The organism is Methylobacterium sp. WL1, from assembly GCF_008000895.1.
Taxonomy (GTDB): Bacteria; Pseudomonadota; Alphaproteobacteria; order Rhizobiales; family Beijerinckiaceae; genus Methylobacterium.
The window spans coordinates 2,009,359-2,027,462 of record NZ_CP042823.1 but is presented as its reverse complement, the minus strand read 5'-3'; the positions used below and the strand labels follow the sequence as shown (position 1 = coordinate 2,027,462).

General features: G+C 71.4%; 12 protein-coding genes and 1 pseudogene. 5 read left to right on the top strand and 8 right to left on the bottom strand.

What is annotated here, in order from left to right:
- Positions 1–696 precede the first annotated feature (696 nt).
- Both FVA80_RS10005 and FVA80_RS10000 read left to right on the top strand, forming a co-directional pair.
- Positions 697–5,984: pseudogene (locus FVA80_RS10005) on the top strand (alpha-2-macroglobulin).
- A gap of 201 nt (positions 5,985–6,185) precedes the next feature.
- Positions 6,186–7,310 carry a mechanosensitive ion channel family protein gene (locus FVA80_RS10000; protein ID WP_147908617.1) on the top strand — a complete coding sequence of 375 codons (1,125 nt, stop codon included), beginning with the start codon at positions 6,186–6,188 and terminating at the stop codon, positions 7,308–7,310.
- 133 nt (positions 7,311–7,443) lie between these two features.
- Here FVA80_RS10000 and rlmN read toward each other — a convergent pair whose 3' ends face one another.
- Positions 7,444–8,718, bottom strand: a complete 1,275-nt coding sequence (rlmN, locus tag FVA80_RS09995) for a 23S rRNA (adenine(2503)-C(2))-methyltransferase RlmN (RefSeq protein ID WP_147908618.1) — start codon at positions 8,716–8,718, stop codon at positions 7,444–7,446.
- A 99-nt stretch (positions 8,719–8,817) separates the two neighbouring features.
- Here rlmN and FVA80_RS09990 point away from each other — a divergent pair, with 99 nt between their 5' ends.
- Positions 8,818–9,474 (top strand): class I SAM-dependent methyltransferase, encoded by a 657-nt coding sequence (locus tag FVA80_RS09990; RefSeq protein WP_147908619.1) that lies wholly within the window; start codon positions 8,818–8,820, stop codon positions 9,472–9,474.
- A 156-nt stretch (positions 9,475–9,630) separates the two neighbouring features.
- On the opposite strand, the gene grxD is transcribed toward FVA80_RS09990, so the two are convergent.
- The 6 genes from grxD to recQ form a co-directional block, all read right to left on the bottom strand.
- Positions 9,631–9,969 (bottom strand): Grx4 family monothiol glutaredoxin, encoded by a 339-nt coding sequence (grxD, locus tag FVA80_RS09985; protein ID WP_147855269.1) that lies wholly within the window; start codon positions 9,967–9,969, stop codon positions 9,631–9,633.
- A gap of 28 nt (positions 9,970–9,997) precedes the next feature.
- Entirely contained in the window at positions 9,998–10,507 is a 510-nt protein-coding gene (locus FVA80_RS09980; RefSeq protein ID WP_147908620.1) for a DUF29 domain-containing protein, read from the bottom strand.
- 23 nt (positions 10,508–10,530) lie between these two features.
- Positions 10,531–10,767: a BolA family transcriptional regulator gene (locus tag FVA80_RS09975; protein WP_007568343.1), complete on the bottom strand. Its 237-nt coding sequence runs from the start codon at positions 10,765–10,767 to the stop codon at positions 10,531–10,533.
- Positions 10,768–10,793: 26 nt separating this feature from the next.
- The gene (gene purL / locus FVA80_RS09970; RefSeq protein ID WP_147908621.1) at positions 10,794–13,019 is read right to left on the bottom strand and encodes a phosphoribosylformylglycinamidine synthase subunit PurL; all 2,226 of its coding nucleotides are present in this window, start codon (positions 13,017–13,019) and stop codon (positions 10,794–10,796) included.
- 138 nt (positions 13,020–13,157) lie between these two features.
- Positions 13,158–14,312 carry a hydrolase gene (locus FVA80_RS09965; RefSeq protein ID WP_147908634.1) on the bottom strand — a complete coding sequence of 385 codons (1,155 nt, stop codon included), beginning with the start codon at positions 14,310–14,312 and terminating at the stop codon, positions 13,158–13,160.
- 211 nt (positions 14,313–14,523) lie between these two features.
- Positions 14,524–16,365, bottom strand: a complete 1,842-nt coding sequence (gene recQ / locus FVA80_RS09960; protein ID WP_147908622.1) for a DNA helicase RecQ — start codon at positions 16,363–16,365, stop codon at positions 14,524–14,526.
- A gap of 86 nt (positions 16,366–16,451) precedes the next feature.
- On the opposite strand from recQ, the gene FVA80_RS09955 reads away from it, so the two are divergent.
- Positions 16,452–16,688, top strand: a complete 237-nt coding sequence (locus FVA80_RS09955) for a type II toxin-antitoxin system VapB family antitoxin (protein WP_147908623.1) — start codon at positions 16,452–16,454, stop codon at positions 16,686–16,688.
- Between the two features lie 20 nt (positions 16,689–16,708).
- Positions 16,709–17,092 (top strand): type II toxin-antitoxin system VapC family toxin, encoded by a 384-nt coding sequence (locus FVA80_RS09950; RefSeq protein ID WP_246692344.1) that lies wholly within the window; start codon positions 16,709–16,711, stop codon positions 17,090–17,092.
- A 4-nt stretch (positions 17,093–17,096) separates the two neighbouring features.
- Here FVA80_RS09950 and denD read toward each other — a convergent pair whose 3' ends face one another.
- The gene (gene denD / locus FVA80_RS09945; RefSeq protein WP_147908624.1) at positions 17,097–18,074 is read right to left on the bottom strand and encodes a D-erythronate dehydrogenase; all 978 of its coding nucleotides are present in this window, start codon (positions 18,072–18,074) and stop codon (positions 17,097–17,099) included.
- Positions 18,075–18,104: the final 30 nt, after the last annotated feature.

Below are 18,104 nucleotides of genomic sequence, written 5' to 3'. Positions count from 1 at the left end.
GCCGCGCTCGCGGTAGGGGCGGGACGATCGACCACCGGTGACCCGGGACACGCGCGGGTTGCCTGTCCCGTGCAGGCTCGGTCGTTCGCACATCGCAGCTGGAATGTTCATCGTTTCAGCGCGTGGAAGTTTCAGCGCGCGGAAAGCTCCGTCTCGTTCTTCAAGCGGTGGCTGGATCGATGCCGCCACGGGCGGTCGTCCCGGGACCGCGCAGCGGAGCCCGGGATCCAGAACCATCGCTGTGTCGAGCTCCTGCACGGACAGCGTTTCTGGGTTGCCGCCCCCGCGGCCCCTTCGGGTCCGGGCTCGCCTGCGGCGCCCCGGAATGACGGCGCGGGTCAACAGGTATGGGGCATTGATCCTCAGGAGGTGAATTGTCCAACCTGTGCAACCCGTAGCCCGCTAAGGGGGGCGGAAGAGTGCGGGCCTGCCTCGCGCAGACCTCTCTTGCGGCCGAGGACCGTCCGGAGGGCACTCTGTGCATCCGCCCGCCCATACGGGCGCGAGGGTGCGTTGCAGCCTGCAAAAGCCCATCGCGCCTCGATCCTGTCGCGGCCATAGCTCCGCGGAAAGGGGCCGCGGAGCGGCTCTCAACACGCATCCGAAGCGTTGCGGCGGGATCGATCGGTGCTAGGTTCCCGGCCGGCCGATCCCGGGACGAATCGTCCTGGATCCGGGGCCGACGAGGGCAGGCGTATGGCGTGGCGGATCCGGCTGGCGGGTGCTCTGGCGCTTCTGGCAGGTCTCGCCTGCGGGCCTGCCCTCGCCCAGACGGCGCCGGCCTCGCGCACCGCGCCCCGTCAGGCTGCAGCCTTCGAAAGGACCTTCGTCCGGGCCGATCTCGCCAGCGCCGCCGTGCGGCTCGAGGCGGCGCTGAAGGCCGAGGCCGGCGGACCGCTCAGGCCGGCCGGCCAGTCCCGGGCCGCGGGACTGGCGCTGCTCGCCGCCGGCAAGCCGGACGAGGCGCTGGTCCCGCTCACCGCCGCGGTCGCGGCCGACCCGGCCGACATCCGGAGCTGGCAGGCGTTCTCCCGCGCCGCCGCGGCAGCGGCCGATGCCCTGGAGGAGAACGATTACCAGGGCCGGGCCCGCCTGCGGGACCGGGCCGCCGCAGCGGCCTACCGGGCCTACGAGCGCGCCGGCTCGCCCGCCGACGCGGCGGCCCTCCCCTGGCGCAGCTCGGCGCCCTGGAGGCCGGGCAATCCAACTGGCGGCCGGCCCTGAACGCCTACGCGGCCAGCCTGGCCCTCGACGACCTGCCCGCGACGCACCGGACCTACGAGGCCCTGCGGGCCGAGCACGGCTTCCGCATCCTCGACTACAAGGTCGATTCGGATGCGGCCGCGCCGCGCTTGTGCTTCACCCTCTCGGAGCCGGTGGTCCCCAAGACCGACTACGCCCCCTACGTGGCGGTCTCGGGCAGCAGCAGCGCCGCCGTGACCGCCGAGAACGCGCAGGTCTGCGTCGACGGGCTGAAGCACGGCGGCCGCTACGCAGTGGTCCTGCGCCAGGGGCTGCCGTCCGCGGTGGGCGAGAGCCTGCTCAAGTCCGCCGATTACGAGATCTACGTCCGCGACCGCGCCCCGCAGGTCCGGTTCACCGGGCGCAACTACGTCCTGCCCCGCACCGGGCAGGCGGGCGTGCCCCTGGTCTCGGTGAATGCCGCCAAGCTCGACGTCGAGGTCCTGCGCATCGGCGACCGCGGCCTGCTGCCAACCCTGCGCTCCGAGGATTTCCTGGGCCAGCTCAGCGGCACGAATGCCGCGACGCTGGCGGCCGAGAAGGGCCAGCGCGTCTGGAAGGGCACGCTCGACACCGCCAAGGCCGAGCTGAACCAGGAGGCGGTGACCGCCTTCCCGGTCCTGCAGGCCGTGGGCAAGCTGGAACCCGGGATCTACGTGATGGTGGCCCGGCCCTCCGGCACGGTCGCCGGGGACGAGGACGGATACGAGACGCAGGCGACCCAGTGGTTCGTGGTCTCGGATCTCGGCCTCACCGCCACCAAGGGGCGGGACGGGGTCAACGTGGTCCTGCGCTCGCTCGCCTCCGCGCAGGTCCTGCCGGGGGCCGAGATCCGGCTGGTCGCCCGCAACAACGAGGTGCTGGGCACCGCCAGGACCGACGCCCAGGGCCGGGCCGTGTTCGGTCCGGGCCTCGCCCGCGGGGAGGGTGGCACCGCGCCGAGCCTCGTGGTCGCCCAGGCCGGGGACGATTACGGCTTCCTCGACCTCAACCTCGGCGCCTTCGACCTGACCGACCGGGGCGTGAAGGGCCGGCCCGAGAGCGGCGGCCTCGACGCCTACCTGTTCACCGAGCGGGGGGTCTACCGCTCGGGCGAGACCGTGCAGATCACCGCCCTGCTGCGCGACCCACGGGGCGCGGCGGTGCCGAACCTGCCGCTGACCGTGGTGGTGAAGCGCCCGGACGGGGTCGAGTATCGCCGGGTTTCGGTGCCGGACCAGGGGCTCGGCGGCCGGGCGCTACCGCTGCCGCTGCTGTCGGGCGCCATGCGGGGCACCTGGCGGATCGCCGCCTACAGCGACCCGAAGGCGCCGGCCCTGGGCGAGACCAGCTTCCTCCTGGAGGATTACGTCCCCGAGCGTCTGGAGGTGACCCTCAAGCCGGCGCAGGCCGGCCTGCGCCGGGGCGAGGCCGCGCAGGTCGCCGTCGCGGCACGCTACCTCTACGGCGCCCCGGGCGCCGGGCTCGACGTCTCGGGCAGCGTCGTCGTGCAGCAGGCCGCCTCCGGCTCCGGCATCAAGGGCCTGGAGGGCTACGCCGTCGGCCTCGACGACGAGGCGGTGGAGCCGGTCACCCAGGAGATCTCCGGCGGGGCGACCACGGACGCGCGGGGCCTGGCCACGATCCTGGTGCCAATCCCGGACCTCGCGGCGCCGCGGCCCCTGGAGGCGAAGATCACCCTCGCGGTCGGCGAGCCCGGCGGGCGGGCGCTGTCGCGCAGCCTCACCCTACCGATCCTTCCGGCCGCCCCGGTGCTGGCGATCCGGAAGGGTTTCTCGGACCTGAAGGACGGCGGACGCGCGACCTTCACGGTGGTCTTCGCGGCCCCGGACGGTACGCTGCTGGCCCGGCCGGGCGTGACCTGGACGCTCTCGCAGATCGACCAGAGCTACCAATGGTACCGCGCCGGCGGCCGCTGGTCGTTCGAGCCGGTCAAGACAAGCCGCCGCGTCGCCGAGGGCGGCCTCGACCTCGGGGCCGGCGGGTCGGGCCTGATCGAGGCGCCGGTCGGCCTCGGGCGCTACCGGCTCGAGGTCTCGGCCGCGGGCGCCCCGGACGCCACCGCGAGCCTCGGCTTCACGGTCGGCTGGGGCGGCTCGGAGACCGCCGAGGCGCCGGACCTGCTCGACCTCACCCTCGACAAGGCCGCCTATGCGGCGGGCGACACGCTGCGGGCCAAGATCAGCCCGACGTTCAAGGGGCAGGCCAGCCTCATGGTGGTGGGCGACCGGGTGCACGAGACCGTCGAGGTCAGCGTCCCGGCGGGCGGCACCACCGTCAGCCTTCCGGTCAAGGCCGAGTGGGGCGCGGGCGCCTACCTGGTCGCCACAGCCTACCGGCCCCTCGACCAGGCGGCCAAGCGGCTGCCGGGGCGGGCGCTCGGGCTCGCTTGGTTCTCGGTGGACCGCGAGCGGCGCAGCCTCGGCGTCGCCGTGAAGGCCCCGGAGCGCACCCGTCCGCGCCAGGACCTGACGATCCCGGTGCAGCTCACCGGGCTGAAGTCCGGCGAGCCGGCACGGATCACCGTGGCGCTGGTCGATGTCGGCATCCTCAACCTGACCCGCTACGAGGCGCCGAATCCGACCCAGTACTTCCTCGGCCAGAAGGCGCTGGGTCCGGAGTTCCGCGACCTCTACGGCTACCTGATCGACGGCATGCAGGGCTCGGCCGGGGCGATCCGATCCGGGGGCGACGCGGGGGGCGGCGAGCTCGCCGACGCGCCGCCGACCCAGGCGCCGCTCGCGCTGTTCTCGGGCGTCGTGACGGTGGGGCCGGACGGGGCGGCCAGCGTCACCTTTCCGCTGCCGGCCTTCATCGGCACCGGCCGCGTGATGGTCACCGCCTGGAGCGGCGACCGGGTCGGACAGGCGCAGGCGGACGTGATCATCCGCGACCCCGTGGTGCTCGCCGCCACGCTGCCGCGCTTCCTCGACACCGGCGACCGCTCGCGCCTGTTCATGGCGCTCGACAACGTCGAAGGCGCGGCGGGCGACTACACGGTCGACATCGCCCCGTCCGGCCCGATCCTGATCGGCGCCGGGGCCCTGCGCCAGACGATCCGGCTGGAGGCCGGGGGCAGGGGCCAGGTCGCGGTCCCGATCACCGCCGCGGGGCCGGGCACGGCACGGCTCGACCTCGCCCTGTCGGGGCCCGGCCTCGACGGCACTCTCGGCCAGAGCTTCGCGCTCGGCGTGCTGCCGGGGACCGGGGCGCTGCTGCGCCGGTCGGTGCGCAGCCTGGCGCCCGGGGCCGGCCTGACGGTGAGCGCCGACCTGCTGGCCGATTTGCTGCCCGGAACCGGCAGCGTCTCGCTCTCGGCCTCGGCGCTGCCGGGCCTCGACGTTCCGGCGCTGCTCCAGGCCCTCGACCGCTATCCTTACGGCTGTTCCGAGCAGATCGTCAGCCGGGCGATGCCGCTGCTCTACGTCAACCGGCTGGCTGGGCTCGACAAGCTGGCCCTCGACGTGAACGTCGACGACCGCGTACGCGAATCGATCGAGCGGCTGCTCGCCCGCCAGGATGCGAGCGGCGATTTCGGCCTGTGGTCGGCGCAAGGATCGGGCGACGTCTGGCTCGATGCCTACGTCACCGACTTCCTCACCCGCGCCCGGGAGCGCGGCTTCGCGGTACCGCAGCCGGCCTTCACCCAGGCGCTGGACCGCCTGCGCAACACCGTCGCCAACGCCACGGAGGTGCGCGACGGGGGCGCCGACCTCGCCTACGCCGCCTACGTGCTGGCCCGCAACGGCCGGCCGGTGATGGGCGACCTGCGCTACCTCGTCGACACCAAGCTCGACGCCTTCGCGACCGGGCTCGGCCGGGCGCAGCTCGCCGCCTCCCTGGCGCTCCTGGGCGACCGGGGTCGCGCCGCCAAGGCGATGGACGCGGCGCTGGCCACGCTGCGATCCCAGCGGGATACGGGCGTGTACCGGGCCGATTACGGCTCCCGCCTGCGCGATGGAGCCGGCCTGATCGCGCTGGCGGCCGAGAGCGGGCTGACCCAGGTCGCGCTGGCCCCGGTGGCCGCGGTGATCGGCGAGGAATCCCAGGACACGCGGACCACCAGCACGCAGGAGAATGCCTGGCTGGTGCTCGCGGCCGAGAGCCTGTCCAAGGAGGCCGACGCCCTGTCGTTCAGCCTCGACGGCGCGGCGCAGGCCGGGCCGCTCGCCCGGATCTACCGGGGGCCTTCCCTGGATGGGCGCAGCGTCGCGCTGGTCAACACCGGCCGGGCGCCGGTGCAGGTGGTGCTGGGCGTGAACGGCAGTCCGCTGGTGCCCGAGCCCGCCGCCGCCCAGGGCTACAGGATCGAGCGCAGCATCCACCGGCTCGACGGCTGCGTGATCGATCCGGCCCACGGTCTGCGCCAGAACGACCGGCTCGTGGTGGTGCTCAAGGTGACCGAGGACAAGGCTCAGGCCGGGCGGATCCTGCTGGTCGATCCGCTGCCGGCGGGGCTGGAGATCGACAACCCGAAGCTGCTCGACGCCGACGCCCTCCAGGGCCTCGCCTTCGCCAAATCGGAGGTGCAGCCGGTCCACACCGAGTTCCGCGACGACCGCTTCGTGGCCGCCTACGACCGCGACCCGAGCCAGTCGGCGTTCTTCACCGTGGCCTACACGGTCCGGGCGGTCTCGCCCGGGACCTACGTGCACCCGGGCGCTTCGGTGGAGGACATGTACCGGCCGGCGCGGTTCGGCCGGACGGCCACCGGCAGCGTGGAGATCGGCGCGGCGCGCTAGGGCGGTCCGGGATCGGTCCGCCGATCGGGGCGAGTCGCCGACAAGCACGCGCGGCTGCCCGGCCGGGCGCCGAAACGCAACCGTCCCGCCGCGTTCTGACCATGCCGCTGCGTTGCAGCGCTGGCATGGTGCGTTGCGGAACCCCGACGGGTGCCGCCCATTCCTCCAGGTCCCGTTCGGAACCCGTGGAGGTCATGCCCGATGCCGGACCTTGATGCCCTGACCGGCCGCGCCGCCTCCGTGCTGGCCTATCTGCCGTGGTGGGCCGAGAGCCTGATCCTGATCGTCACCTGCTGTGCCGTGGTGATGCCGCTGCACGGGGTCGCGTACCGGGCGATGAAGCGGGCGGTGGCGAGCAAGAGCCTGTTCTGGCGCTCCCTGGTCTCACGCACCCGCGGACCGACCCGCCTGGGCCTGATCGTCGTGGCGATCAGCCTCGCCTCGACCACGGTGCGCCTGTCCTGGGAGGTGCGGATCGCCCTCAACCAGCTCCTGCTCGTCGCCTTCGTGACGCTCACCGGCTGGTGCTGCGCCACCGCGCTCCACATCGCCACGGTGATCTACCTGCGCCGCTTCAAGCTCGACGCCGAGGACAACCTGCTGGCGCGCAAGCACTTCACCCAGATGCGCATCCTGGAGCGCGCCGCCGTCACCCTGGTCGGCCTGATCACCGTCTCGGTGGCGCTCATGACCTTCGAGCCGGTGCGCCAGTACGGGGTAAGCCTGCTGGCCTCGGCGGGAGCCGCCGGCCTGATCCTGGGGCTGGCCATGCAGCCGGTCCTGTCGAACCTCGTTGCCGGCATCCAGATCGCCATTACCCAGCCGATCCGGATCGAGGACGCGATCATCGTCGAGAACGAGTGGGGCTGGGTCGAGGAGATCACCGCGACCTACGTGGTGGTGCGCCTGTGGGACTGGCGGCGCCTGGTGCTGCCGCTGACCTACTTCATCCAGAAGCCGTTCCAGAACTGGACCCGGGACGGCGCCTCGCTGATCGGCAGCGTGTTCCTGTATGTCGACCATCGCGCCCCGGTGGCCCGGATGCGCGAGAAGCTGTCGGAGATCGCCGCCGCCACACCCCTGTGGGACGGCAAGGTGGTCAACCTCCAGGTCTCGGACGCCCGGGAAACCGCCATCGAGATCCGGATGCTGGTGAGCGCCCGCAACGCGCCCCAGGCCTGGGACCTGCGCTGCGTGATCCGGGAGGGGATGATCACCTGGCTCCAGGCGGAGCACCCCGAGGCCCTGCCGCGGCACCGCACCGAATGGGTCGGCGCCGAGGAGCCCCCCTTGCGCCGGGCCGATGGGCACCGGATCGCGGCGTGATCGCCAGGATCGCAAAGGGCCATGCCCTTTGGCGGAACGTCACGGGGAAGCCCGACAGCGGGCGAAGCCCGGCAGTAGCGAGGCTTCTCTCTGCCCCACGAAAGGTCTCAGACCTTTCGAAACCCTGACCGGGTCAGTCGTCGGCGCCGGCGTAAAAACTCTCCACGCCGATGCCCTCTTCCTGCATCAGCCGGGCCCGGGCGCGCAGCTTCTCGGTCTCGCTCTTGAGCTGGCCGCAGGCGGCCAGGATGTCCCGGCCCCGGGGGGTGCGCACCGGCGAGGCGTAGCCGGCGTTGAACACGATCTCGGAGAAGCGCTCGATCCGGTCCCAGTCCGAGCACTCGTAGCGGCTGCCGGGCCAGGGATTGAACGGGATCAGGTTGATCTTGGCCGGGATGCCCTTGAGCAGGCGGACCAGCTCGCGCGCATCCGCGTCCGAATCGTTCACGCCCTTCAGCATCACGTACTCGAAGGTGATACGGCGCGCGTTGCTCACGCCCGGATAGGTCCGGCAGGCTTCGAGCAGCTGGGCGATCGGGTATTTGCGGTTGAGCGGCACCAGCTCGTTGCGGAGATCGTCGCGCACCGCGTGGAGCGAGATCGCCAGCATGGAATTGGCCGCCTCGCCCAGCCGGGGGATCTGCGGCACGACCCCGGAGGTGGAGACCGTGATGCGCCGCCGCGACAGGGCGAGCCCCTCCTGGTCGGACATCACCCCCACGGCGTCGATCACCGCATCGAGGTTGTACAGGGGCTCGCCCATGCCCATGAACACGATGTTGGTCACCAGGCGTCCCGCGTCGCCGCCCCCGGAGGCGTCGCGGCTCGGCATCTGGCCGGGCCAGTCGCCGAGCTCGTCCCGGGCGGTCACCAGCTGCTGCACGATCTCAGCGGCCGAGAGGTTGCGCACGAGGCGCTGCGTGCCGGTGTGGCAGAACGAGCAGGTGAGGGTGCAGCCGACCTGCGAGGAGACGCAGAGCGTGCCCCGGTCCGGACCCGGAATGTAGACGCACTCGATCTCGGCGCCGCGGTTGTGCTCCTGCGGGTTGGTCGGAGCCATGCGCAGCAGCCACTTGCGGGTGCCGTCGCGGGAGACCTGGCGGCTGGCGACCTCGGGACGCTCCAGGGTGAAATGCTGCGCCAGCTCGGCCTTCAGGGCCTTGCCGACATTGGTCATCTGGGCAAAGTCGTGGGCGCCCCGGAAGTTGACCCAGTGCCAGAGCTGGCCGGCCCGCATCCGGCTCTCGCGCTCGGGCACGCCCATCGCCACGAGCTGCGCCTTGAGCGCGTCGCGGGTCAGCCCGACCAGAGAGGGGCGCCGGCCGGGGAGCGGCATGGGCTGGAAATCGGGCGCCTTCTCGATCGCGGCATCGGCCGCGCGGGCGCTGTCGAGCGACGGCGTCGCCATAGCGTTCAAACGATCCATTCGATTGGAAAGGGTCTGATATAGGCGATTGCGCCGGCGAATGCGAATGCGCGCCGCCCACATGGGGCCTGACGGAGAGCCATGGCGAGCGATACCCGAGCCGGGCAGGCGATCTACAACAACCGGACGTTACGGCTGTACGACCTCGTCGTGCTGCGCCTGTCGAACCCGCTGGTCTGGCGCTGCCCGACCGCGCGGATCCTCGCCCTCTACCACCGGCACGTGGGCACCGCCCATCTCGATGTCGGCGTCGGGACCGGCTGGTACCTCGACCGTTGCCGTTTCCCGTCTCCGACGCCTCGGGTCGGGTTGATGGATCTCAACGCCGACAGCCTCGCCTTCGCGGCCCACCGGATCGCGCGTTATCGGCCCGAGACCTATCGCGTCGACGTGCTCGGCGCTCCGGCCGGCGGCCTCGCGCCGTTCGACTCGATCGGCCTGACCTACCTGCTGCATTGCCTGCCGGGGGACATCGCCGAGAAAGCGAAAGCCTTCGACACGGTGCGCCCGTGCCTGCGCGACGACGGTGTGGTGTTCGGCGCCACGATCCTCTCTGGCGGCGTCCCGGTCACGGCTGCGGCGCGGACCCTCATGCGGATCTACAACCGCAAGGGCGTGTTCTCGAACGTCGACGACACCCTGCCAGCCCTGCGCGCAGCCCTCGATCAGCGCTTCCGGTTCGTGGAGATCACGGTCGTCGGCTGCGTTGCCCTGTTCGTCGCGCGGGGGCCGCGCTGATCCGGCCACGGTCTTTGCGGGCGCAGCGAAGCGATCCCGCGGCGCCACGTCCACCGACCTCGCGCCGTCCCGGGTTGCTTCGCCGGACTCGCAATGACGGGCCTGAAAAAGGGCGCCCGCAGGCGCCCTCATCCAGTGTGCAAAGTCCCGACAGAATCAGGCGGCGGCGGACTTCACCGGGATGCCCTTCTCGGCCAGGAAGGTCTGCAGCTCGCCCGACTGGAACATCTCGCGGGTGATGTCGCAACCGCCGACGAACTCGCCCTTCACGTAGATCTGCGGGATGGTCGGCCAGTTCGAGAAGGCCTTGATGCCCTCGCGGATGCCCTGGTCGGCCAGCACGTTCACGCCCTTGAACGGCACTTCGAGGTAATTGAGGATCTGCACCACCTGGCCCGAGAAGCCGCATTGCGGCATCTGCGGGGTGCCCTTCATGAACACCACCACGTCCTGGGAGGCGATCTCGTTCTGGATGGTTGCGTTGGCGTCGGTCATTAGGTCAGTCCTCGTGCGATAGCGTGATTTAGGTGTGACCAGGGTCGGAATTCAACACCGTGGCGAGACGCTCCAGCGCTTCGTCCATGTCGAAGCCGGGCGCCGTTATCGCTTCGGGCGTGAACGGCATGCGGTCCGGCAACCCGCCGAGCAGTGCGTCGCCGAACATCCCGAGCGAGGAATCAGCAATCTTTCTGGCTGACGACCAAAGTGCGTCCCAGTCGATGCGCTGCCGCATCGACCGCCGATAATTCCGACGCGCGGATGCCTGAAAAACAAGGACCTCCTTGCGCCAGGATTTCGTAGATTGGGCACCAGGCGCCGACGCATATTTGAGGACGTGGATCAACAGCTGGAGGATAGCACTCTCGACCCGCTCAAGATCGGCCCGTCCCACGCTCTCGATCTCCTCGATCACGTTCGCCCAATCGACGACATTCGACAGGTCGCCGCGCATGGCGAGGGCGCGCAAGGCCGTGACCTGCTCCTCAGCCCAGGTCACGATGTCGTCGTCGTAGAGGCTCGGTCCGTTGTCCATGGCCGCGAATCCCGCGTGAGGCGTCAATCCTGCGGGACGCCCGTGGTCAGCGCAAGGGCGTGCAGCACGCCGCCCATCCGGCCCTGGAGGGCGCCGTAGACCATCTGGTGCTGGGCCACCCGGGTCTTGCCCTTGAAGGCCGCGGACAGGACGGTGGCCGCGTAATGGTCGCCATCGCCCGCGAGGTCGCGGATCTCGACCTGCGCGTCGGGCAGGGCCTCGCGGATCATGCGCTCGATCTCGCCCGCATCCATCGGCATCGAAAAACTCCCAGGGCGTTGAGGGGTCAGGCGGCAGGCGCGGCCGGCTGGCTCGCCATGTAGGTGGGTAGCCAGCCTTCATGGGCCGCGATCAGCTCGGACAGCGATATGGTCTCGCCACCCGGCAGGGTCAAACGGTCGGAGCCGGTCACCCCGACGACGGCCGCGTCGATGCCCTGGGCCGAGGCGCTGTAGAGGAGGTCGGTGGCGACCTCCGGATCGACCGCCAGCAGGTAGCGGGCCTGGTCCTCGCCGAACAGGTAGGCGTGGGGGGCCAGGTCCACCGGCACCTCCGGCAGCGCCGCGCCGATGCCGCCGGCCATCGCCATCTCGGCGAGCGCCACCGCGAGTCCGCCGTCGGACAGGTCGTGGACGGTGTCGACCGTGCCGGACACGATCAGCCCGCGCACGAAGTCGCCGTTGCGGCGCTCGAGCGAGAGGTCAACCGGGGGCGGCGCGCCTTCTTCCCGGCCCTCGATCACCGCGAGGTAGGACGACTGGCCGAGCCAGCCCTCGCCGGCGCCGACCAGGACCAGCACGTCGCCCTCGCGCTTGAGCGCGATGGTGGCGTGCCGCTCCACGTCGTCGAGCACGCCGACGCCGCCGATGGTCGGGGTCGGCAGGATGCCGACGCCGTTGGTCTCGTTGTAGAGGGAGACGTTGCCGGACACGACCGGGAAGTCGAGGGCCCGGCAGGCCTCGCCGATGCCCTGGAGGCAGCCGACCAGCTGGCCCATCACCTCGGGCTTCTCCGGGTTGCCGAAGTTCAGGTTGTCGGTGATGGCGAGCGGCTTGGCCCCCACCGCGGTGATGTTGCGCCAGGCCTCGGCCACGGCCTGCCGGCCGCCCTCGACCGGGTCGGCCTCGCAGTAGCGCGGGGTGACGTCGCAGGTCAGCGCCAGGCCCTTCGGGCCGTCCTCGACCCGCACGATCGCGGCGTCGCCGCCGGGCTTCTGCACGGTGTTGCCGAGGATGAAGTGGTCGTACTGCTCGTAGACCCAGCGCTTCGAGGCGAGGTCGGGCGAGCCGACCAGGCGCTTGAGCGCCTCGGTGAGCGAGGCCGGCGCCGGCACCGTGGATGCGGCGATCACCGGCTGATGGGTGTTGGCCAGGTGCGGCCGGTCGTAGAGCGGCGCCTCGTCGCCCAGCTCCTTGATCGGCAGGTCGGCGACGGTCTCGCCGTGCCACTTGACCACGAAGCGCAGCGTGTCGGTGGTCCGGCCGATCACCGCGAAGTCGAGGCCCCACTTCACGAAGATGCCTTCCGCCTCGGCCTCCATGCCGGGCTTGAGCACCATGAGCATGCGCTCCTGGCTCTCGGACAGCATCATCTCGTAGGGGGTCATGCCGGCCTCGCGGGCCGGCACCTTCTCGATGTCGAGCTCGACGCCGAGATCGCCCTTGGCGCCCATCTCGACCGCCGAGCAGGTCAGCCCCGCCGCGCCCATGTCCTGGATGGCGATGACCGCGCCCGAGGCCATCAGCTCGAGGCAGGCCTCGAGCAGCAGTTTCTCGGCGAAGGGGTCGCCGACCTGCACGGTCGGACGCTTCGATTCCGTGGCCTCGTCGAACTCCGCGGACGCCATGGTGGCGCCGTGGATGCCGTCGCGGCCGGTCTTGGAGCCGAGATAGACGATCGGGTTCCCGACTCCGGTGGCGGCGGCGTAGAAGATCGCATCGGTGCGGGCGAGCCCCACCGCCATGGCGTTGACCAGGATGTTGCCGTCGTAGCGCCCATGGAAGCCGGTGAGCCCGCCCACCGTCGGCACCCCGAAGGAATTGCCGTACCCGCCCACGCCCGCCACCACGCCGGAGACGAGGGCGCGGGTGCGCGGATGGTCGGGGGAGCCGAACCGCAGGGCGTTGAGCGCCGCGATCGGCCGCGCGCCCATGGTGAACACGTCCCGCAGGATGCCGCCGACGCCGGTCGCCGCGCCCTGGTAGGGCTCGATGTAGCTCGGGTGGTTGTGGCTCTCCATCTTGAAGACGCAGGCGAGCCCGTCGCCGATGTCGATGACGCCGGCATTCTCGCCCGGACCCTGGATCACGTGCGGACCCGAGGTCGGCAGGCCCCGCAGGTGCTTGCGCGACGATTTGTACGAGCAGTGCTCGTTCCACATCGCCGAGACGATGCCGAGTTCGGTCAGCGTCGGATCGCGCCCGATCAGGCCGCGGAAGCGCTCGTACTCCTCCGGCGTGAGGCCGTGCTGGGCCACGAGCTCGGGGGTGATCGGAACGTCGTTGCGGAACATGCGAAGGTCTCGGCAGAGAGCGGCCCGTCCCGGAGGACGCGTACCGCGGCGAACCCGAACCGGGCTGAGATCTCAAGCTGACCCGGCTCTAAAGCGGAAGCGCCCGCGCTGGCAACATCCGTGGGCGCGGGGCGGGGGTCAGATCCCGGCTTCGCCGACGCGCTCCGGGGGCGGTCCATCCTCCTGGCAGCGGGACACGAGCGCGTGCACCGGCTCCGGCCCGGTGACCACGTCGAGATAGTCGAAGCCGCTGTCGCGCTGGCTCGCCATGAGCAGCTGGAAGTGCATCTGGAACAGGTTCCACTGCCGCCGGCCGACATCGGCGCTGGTGATCAGCTCGTGGATCGCCACCCAGAGGACGGCGGGCCGGCCGGGATCGGGCGGGGTCAGGCCGCAGGCGGCGATCGGGTTGTTCTTGTGGATCGACAGCCAGTCCCAGGTGGCGCGCACGTCGAGCCAGCGGATCTGCGCGGCCCGCCCGAACCGCAGGAGGCTGTCGCGGAAGCCCTGGGCGGCCGGATCGAGGCCGAGCCAGGGGATGACGCTGCCGATGCTCACGAACGAGACCGGCGTGCCGCGCCCGCCGAATCCGGGATCGCGGGCGAGCACCCGGTCCAGTGCCTCGATGCCGAGGAAGCTCGACGAGGAATGGCCGACCACCACCACCTCGTCGGCCTCGCCCTCGGCGGCGTGGATGCGGGCCGCGAAGGCGTCGAGCCGAGGCCCCATCTCGGGCGCCTCGCCCGCCGCGTAGGCATGCGTGAAGGCCGTGTCGTCGACGAGGTGGGGCACGTAGAGCGGCTTGCCGCGGGTCGCCCGGATCAGCCCGGCCAGGATCGCGTAGGCGAGCGGCGGCACTGCCAGCAGGCTCCAGGGCTGGACCGCCTCCGGGGCCAGGCCGGCGAGCCCGGCGGCCGCGGCGAGGCTGAGGAGCGCCAGCGCGATGTAGATGTAGTGGACGCAGAAGATCACCGTCGAGAAGCGCCAGCCCTCCCGGCGCAGGTTCGCCATGTAGCCCGACCGCCACAGGCGCCAGAGCAGCGCCGGCACGCCCCGGAGCCGCGTCCAGTCGGATTGCGGGAACCGGGCGCGGACGATGTCCTCCCAGCGCAGCAGGACGTAGCGGGTGGAAACGCCGCGCGATTCCGCCGTCCAGGCAAGTTCGAGCCCGTCCGCCGAGCGGACCGGATCGCCGACCGTGATCGCGGCCCCCCGGCGCGCGGCGGTGAACCGCGCCTCGCGACGGAACAGGCCCCAATAGGTCTCCGGATCGCGCGGGTCGAAGCCCGGCATGTAGAACACGATGCGGGAGGTCAGCGTCCGCGATGCGGCGCCGTCCGGCTTCCCGGAGGGGTGCTGGGCCGGTGCGTCGGCGGCGGGCGTAAGCGTCGAAATGATGGGTCCGATCGATTCGAGTTGGCGGCTTGCCTACATGAAGCGGCCGGGCGCGCCGAGAGTGAAACTGCGTCGGGCCCGCGCCGGACCGGTCGCCGAGGCGGCAGGCTCACGCCGCCGGCGGCTGGGCCAGGAACTCGCCGATCGCCGCCACGAACCGCTCGCCGTAGGCCTCGCGCTTGCGCTCGCCGACGCCGTGGACCGCCCGCAGCGCCCACAGGTCGACGGGCTTCTGCCGGGCCATCTCGATCAGGGTCCGATCCGGGAACACCATGAAGGCGGCGATGCCCTCGGCCCGCGCCAGGGTGGCGCGCAGGCCGCGCAGGTGCTGGAACAGCGCCTCGTCGACCTCGGAGAGCGCGATCTCGCCCTCCTCGCGCGGCGCGGCCCGGCGGCGATCGCGGGATTCGGATTTCGGCTCCGGATCGGGGCGCAGCTTGACCGGCTCCCGGCCGAACAGGATCGCCTCGCCCTTCTCGGTCATGGACAGGCCGCCGTAGCCATCGGCATTCTCGGCGATCGCCCCGGCCGCGAAGAGCTGGCGCAGGATCGCCCGCCAGGCGGCCACCGGCTTGTCCGACCCGACTCCGAAGGTCTTGAGGCCGGTATGGCCGTTGCGGCGGACCTGCTCGCTTTCCTTGCCGTGGACCACGTCGCAGATATAGGCCGCGCCGAAGCGCTGGCCGGTGCGCACGATCGCCGACAGGATCTTCTGTGCCGCCACGGTCCCGTCCACCAGGGTGACGCCGCCGCGGCAAAGGTCGCAGCGGCCGCAGGGCTCGCTGGCCTCGCCGAAATAGCCGAGCAGCGACTGGCGCCGGCAGGAGGCGCCCTCGCACAGCCCGATCATGGCCTCGAGCTTGCGCCGCTCGACCCGGCGGCGCTCGTCGGAGATCTCCTTCTCGTCGATCTGGCGGCGGCGCAACGCCATGTCGTCGAGGCCGTAGAGGGTCAGCGTGTCGGCCGGCAGCCCGTCGCGGCCGGCGCGGCCGATCTCCTGGTAGTAGCCCTCGACGTTGTTGGGCATGTCGGCGTGGCAGACGAAGCGCACGTCGGGCTTGTTGATGCCCATGCCGAAGGCGATCGTGGCGGTCATCACCACCCCGTCCTCCTGGAGGAACCGGTCCTGGTTGCGCATCCGCGTGCCCTGGTCGAGCCCGGCATGGTAGGGCAGGGCGTCGAACCCGTCCTTCTTGAGGGTCTCGGCGAGCTGCTCGACGCGCTTGCGCGAGGAGCAGTAGATGATCCCGCTCTCCGCCCTGCGGTGCTTGAGGAAGCGCTCGATCTGGCGGGCCGGGTTGTCCTTGGGCTGGAACGTCAGCCGGATGTTCGGCCGGTCGAAGGAGTGGACGAAGATTTTCGGGCCGCGCCCCTGCGGGAACAGCCGCTCGGCGATCTCGGCTCGGGTGGCGGCATCGGCGGTGGCGGTCAGCGCCAGGGTCTGGATGTTGCCCAGCGCCTGCCGGGCCCGGGCGATCTCCCGATATTCCGGGCGGAAATCGTGCCCCCATTGCGAGACGCAATGGGCCTCGTCCACCGCGAGCCGCCGGACCCCGACCCCGCGCAGGGCCTCGATGCAGCCCTCCATCAGCAGCCGCTCGGGGGAGACGAACAACAGGCGCAGCTCCCCGGAGCGGAGGCTGCGCCAGGTCTCGCGCGACTCGACCTCCGACACGGACGAATTGAGGGTGGCGGCCTCGACGCCGACGCTGCGCATCTGCTGCACCTGGTCGTGCATCAGGGCGATCAGGGGCGAGACGACGACGGTCAACCCGGCATCGATCAGCGCCGGAAGCTGGTAGGTCATCGACTTGCCCGAGCCCGTGGGCATCACGGCGAACACGTCGTCGCCGTCCAGCACCGCGCCGATCACCTCGTCCTGCCCGGGCCGGAAATCCTCGTACCCGAAGGTCTTCTTCAGCGCGGCGCGGGCCTCGTCGAGGCGGGTCATCGGGATCCTTGGTTTCGGGACTTGTGCGCGGCTTGCGGCACCCGTGGCGACACACCAGCCTTTCGGATCTCTACACGGGGACGGTCATGCCGCTCAACATCCGCAGCGAAGCGGTGAACCGGCTCGCCGAGACACTGGCCTCGCGCGCCGGCGCGAGCAAGACCGAAGCGGTGCGGATCGCGCGGACGAACGAGTTGGCGCGCCAGGAGCCGCAGGTGCCGCTCGCCGAGCGGCTGAAGCCGTTGCTCGACGAGCTTGCAGCGATCCCGCGCACGGGCCTGGACGCCGACAAGGCGTTCCACGACAGCCTGAACAACGGGTGATGTTCGTCGATGCGTCCGCGATGGTCGCGATCCTGTCGGACGAGCCGGGGGCCGGCGACCTGGTTCGCTGCCTCGACGGGTCCGAGATGCCGATCACATCAGCTTTGGCGGTGTTCGAGACGGCCACAGCCCTCACGCGGAAGCTCGCCCAGGATCTGGCAGCCTCAATATCGCAGATCCTGCGCTTTCTTATTGCGCGCGGTATCCAAATCGTCCCGATCGGCGCGCCAGAAAGCCGCGAGGCCCTGACCGCCCATGCCCGCTTCGGCAGTGGCCGCCACCCCGCCCGGCCGAACCTCGGCGACGGCTTCGCCGATGCCTGCGCGCAGGTCCACGGCGTGCCGCCGCTGTTCGTCGGCGACGACTTTCGGCAGCAGGATATCCACTCCGCCCTGGCCCGATGAGGCCTCAGCCGGCGTGGAACTCCGCCACGTGCTGCGCCACGATCGCGTCGAAGGAGGCGTCCGCCCGGAAGCCGAGCGCCAGGGCCGCCTCCGGCTCGAACGCCTCAGGCCAGGAGGAGACGATCCGGGCGATGGTCGCGTCCGGCTCGCGCCGGATCAGCGCCACGGCCTTGTCGCCGGCCACCCGCCGCAGGGCCTCGATCTCCTCGGCCACGGTCGCGGAGACGCCCGGCATGGTCAGGCTGATCCGCGAGCCGATCGCCGCGCGGTCGAGCCCCGCCGCATGGACCAGGAAGCCGACCGCGGCGGCGGGGCTGGCGAACCAGTGCCGCACCGTCTCGGGGACCGGCAGCACCGCCTCCTGGCCGGCCAGCGGCTCGCGGATGATCCCGGAGAAGAAGCCCGAGGCCGCCTTGTTGGGCTTGCCCGGGCGCACGCAGATGGTCGGCAGCCGCAACCCGATCCCGTCCAGGAAGCCGCGCCGGGCGTAGTCGGCGAGCATCAGCTCGCCCATGGCCTTCTGGACCCCGTACGAGGAGGCCGGACGCAAGATGTAATCGTCCGGGATCACCTTCGGGAAGGGCGGCCCGAACACCGCGAGCGACGAGGTGAAGACCAGCTTCGGCCGGTAGCCGTCAGCGGCGTTGGCCCGGCGGATCGCGTCGAGCAGCAGCCGCGTCCCGTCCAGGTTGACCCGGTAGCCGAGCTCCAGGTTCGCCTCGGCCTCGCCCGAGACCACCGCGGCGAGGTGGAAGATCACCTCCGGACGCTCGGCGAGGGCGGATTCGGCGGCGCCCGGGGCGGTGAGGTCCGCGGCCTCGGCCTTCACCGGCCCGGAGAAGCCCGCGGGCGCCGTGGGCGGCACCACGTCGAGCAGGGTAAGGGCGGTGAGCGGCGCGCCGCCTACCGTGCCGTCCGCGACCAAGGCATCGACAAGGCGGCGGCCGATCATGCCGGCGGCACCGAGAATCAGGGCGTGCATGGGTAACCTCCTGCTCCAGGGCAAAGCCCT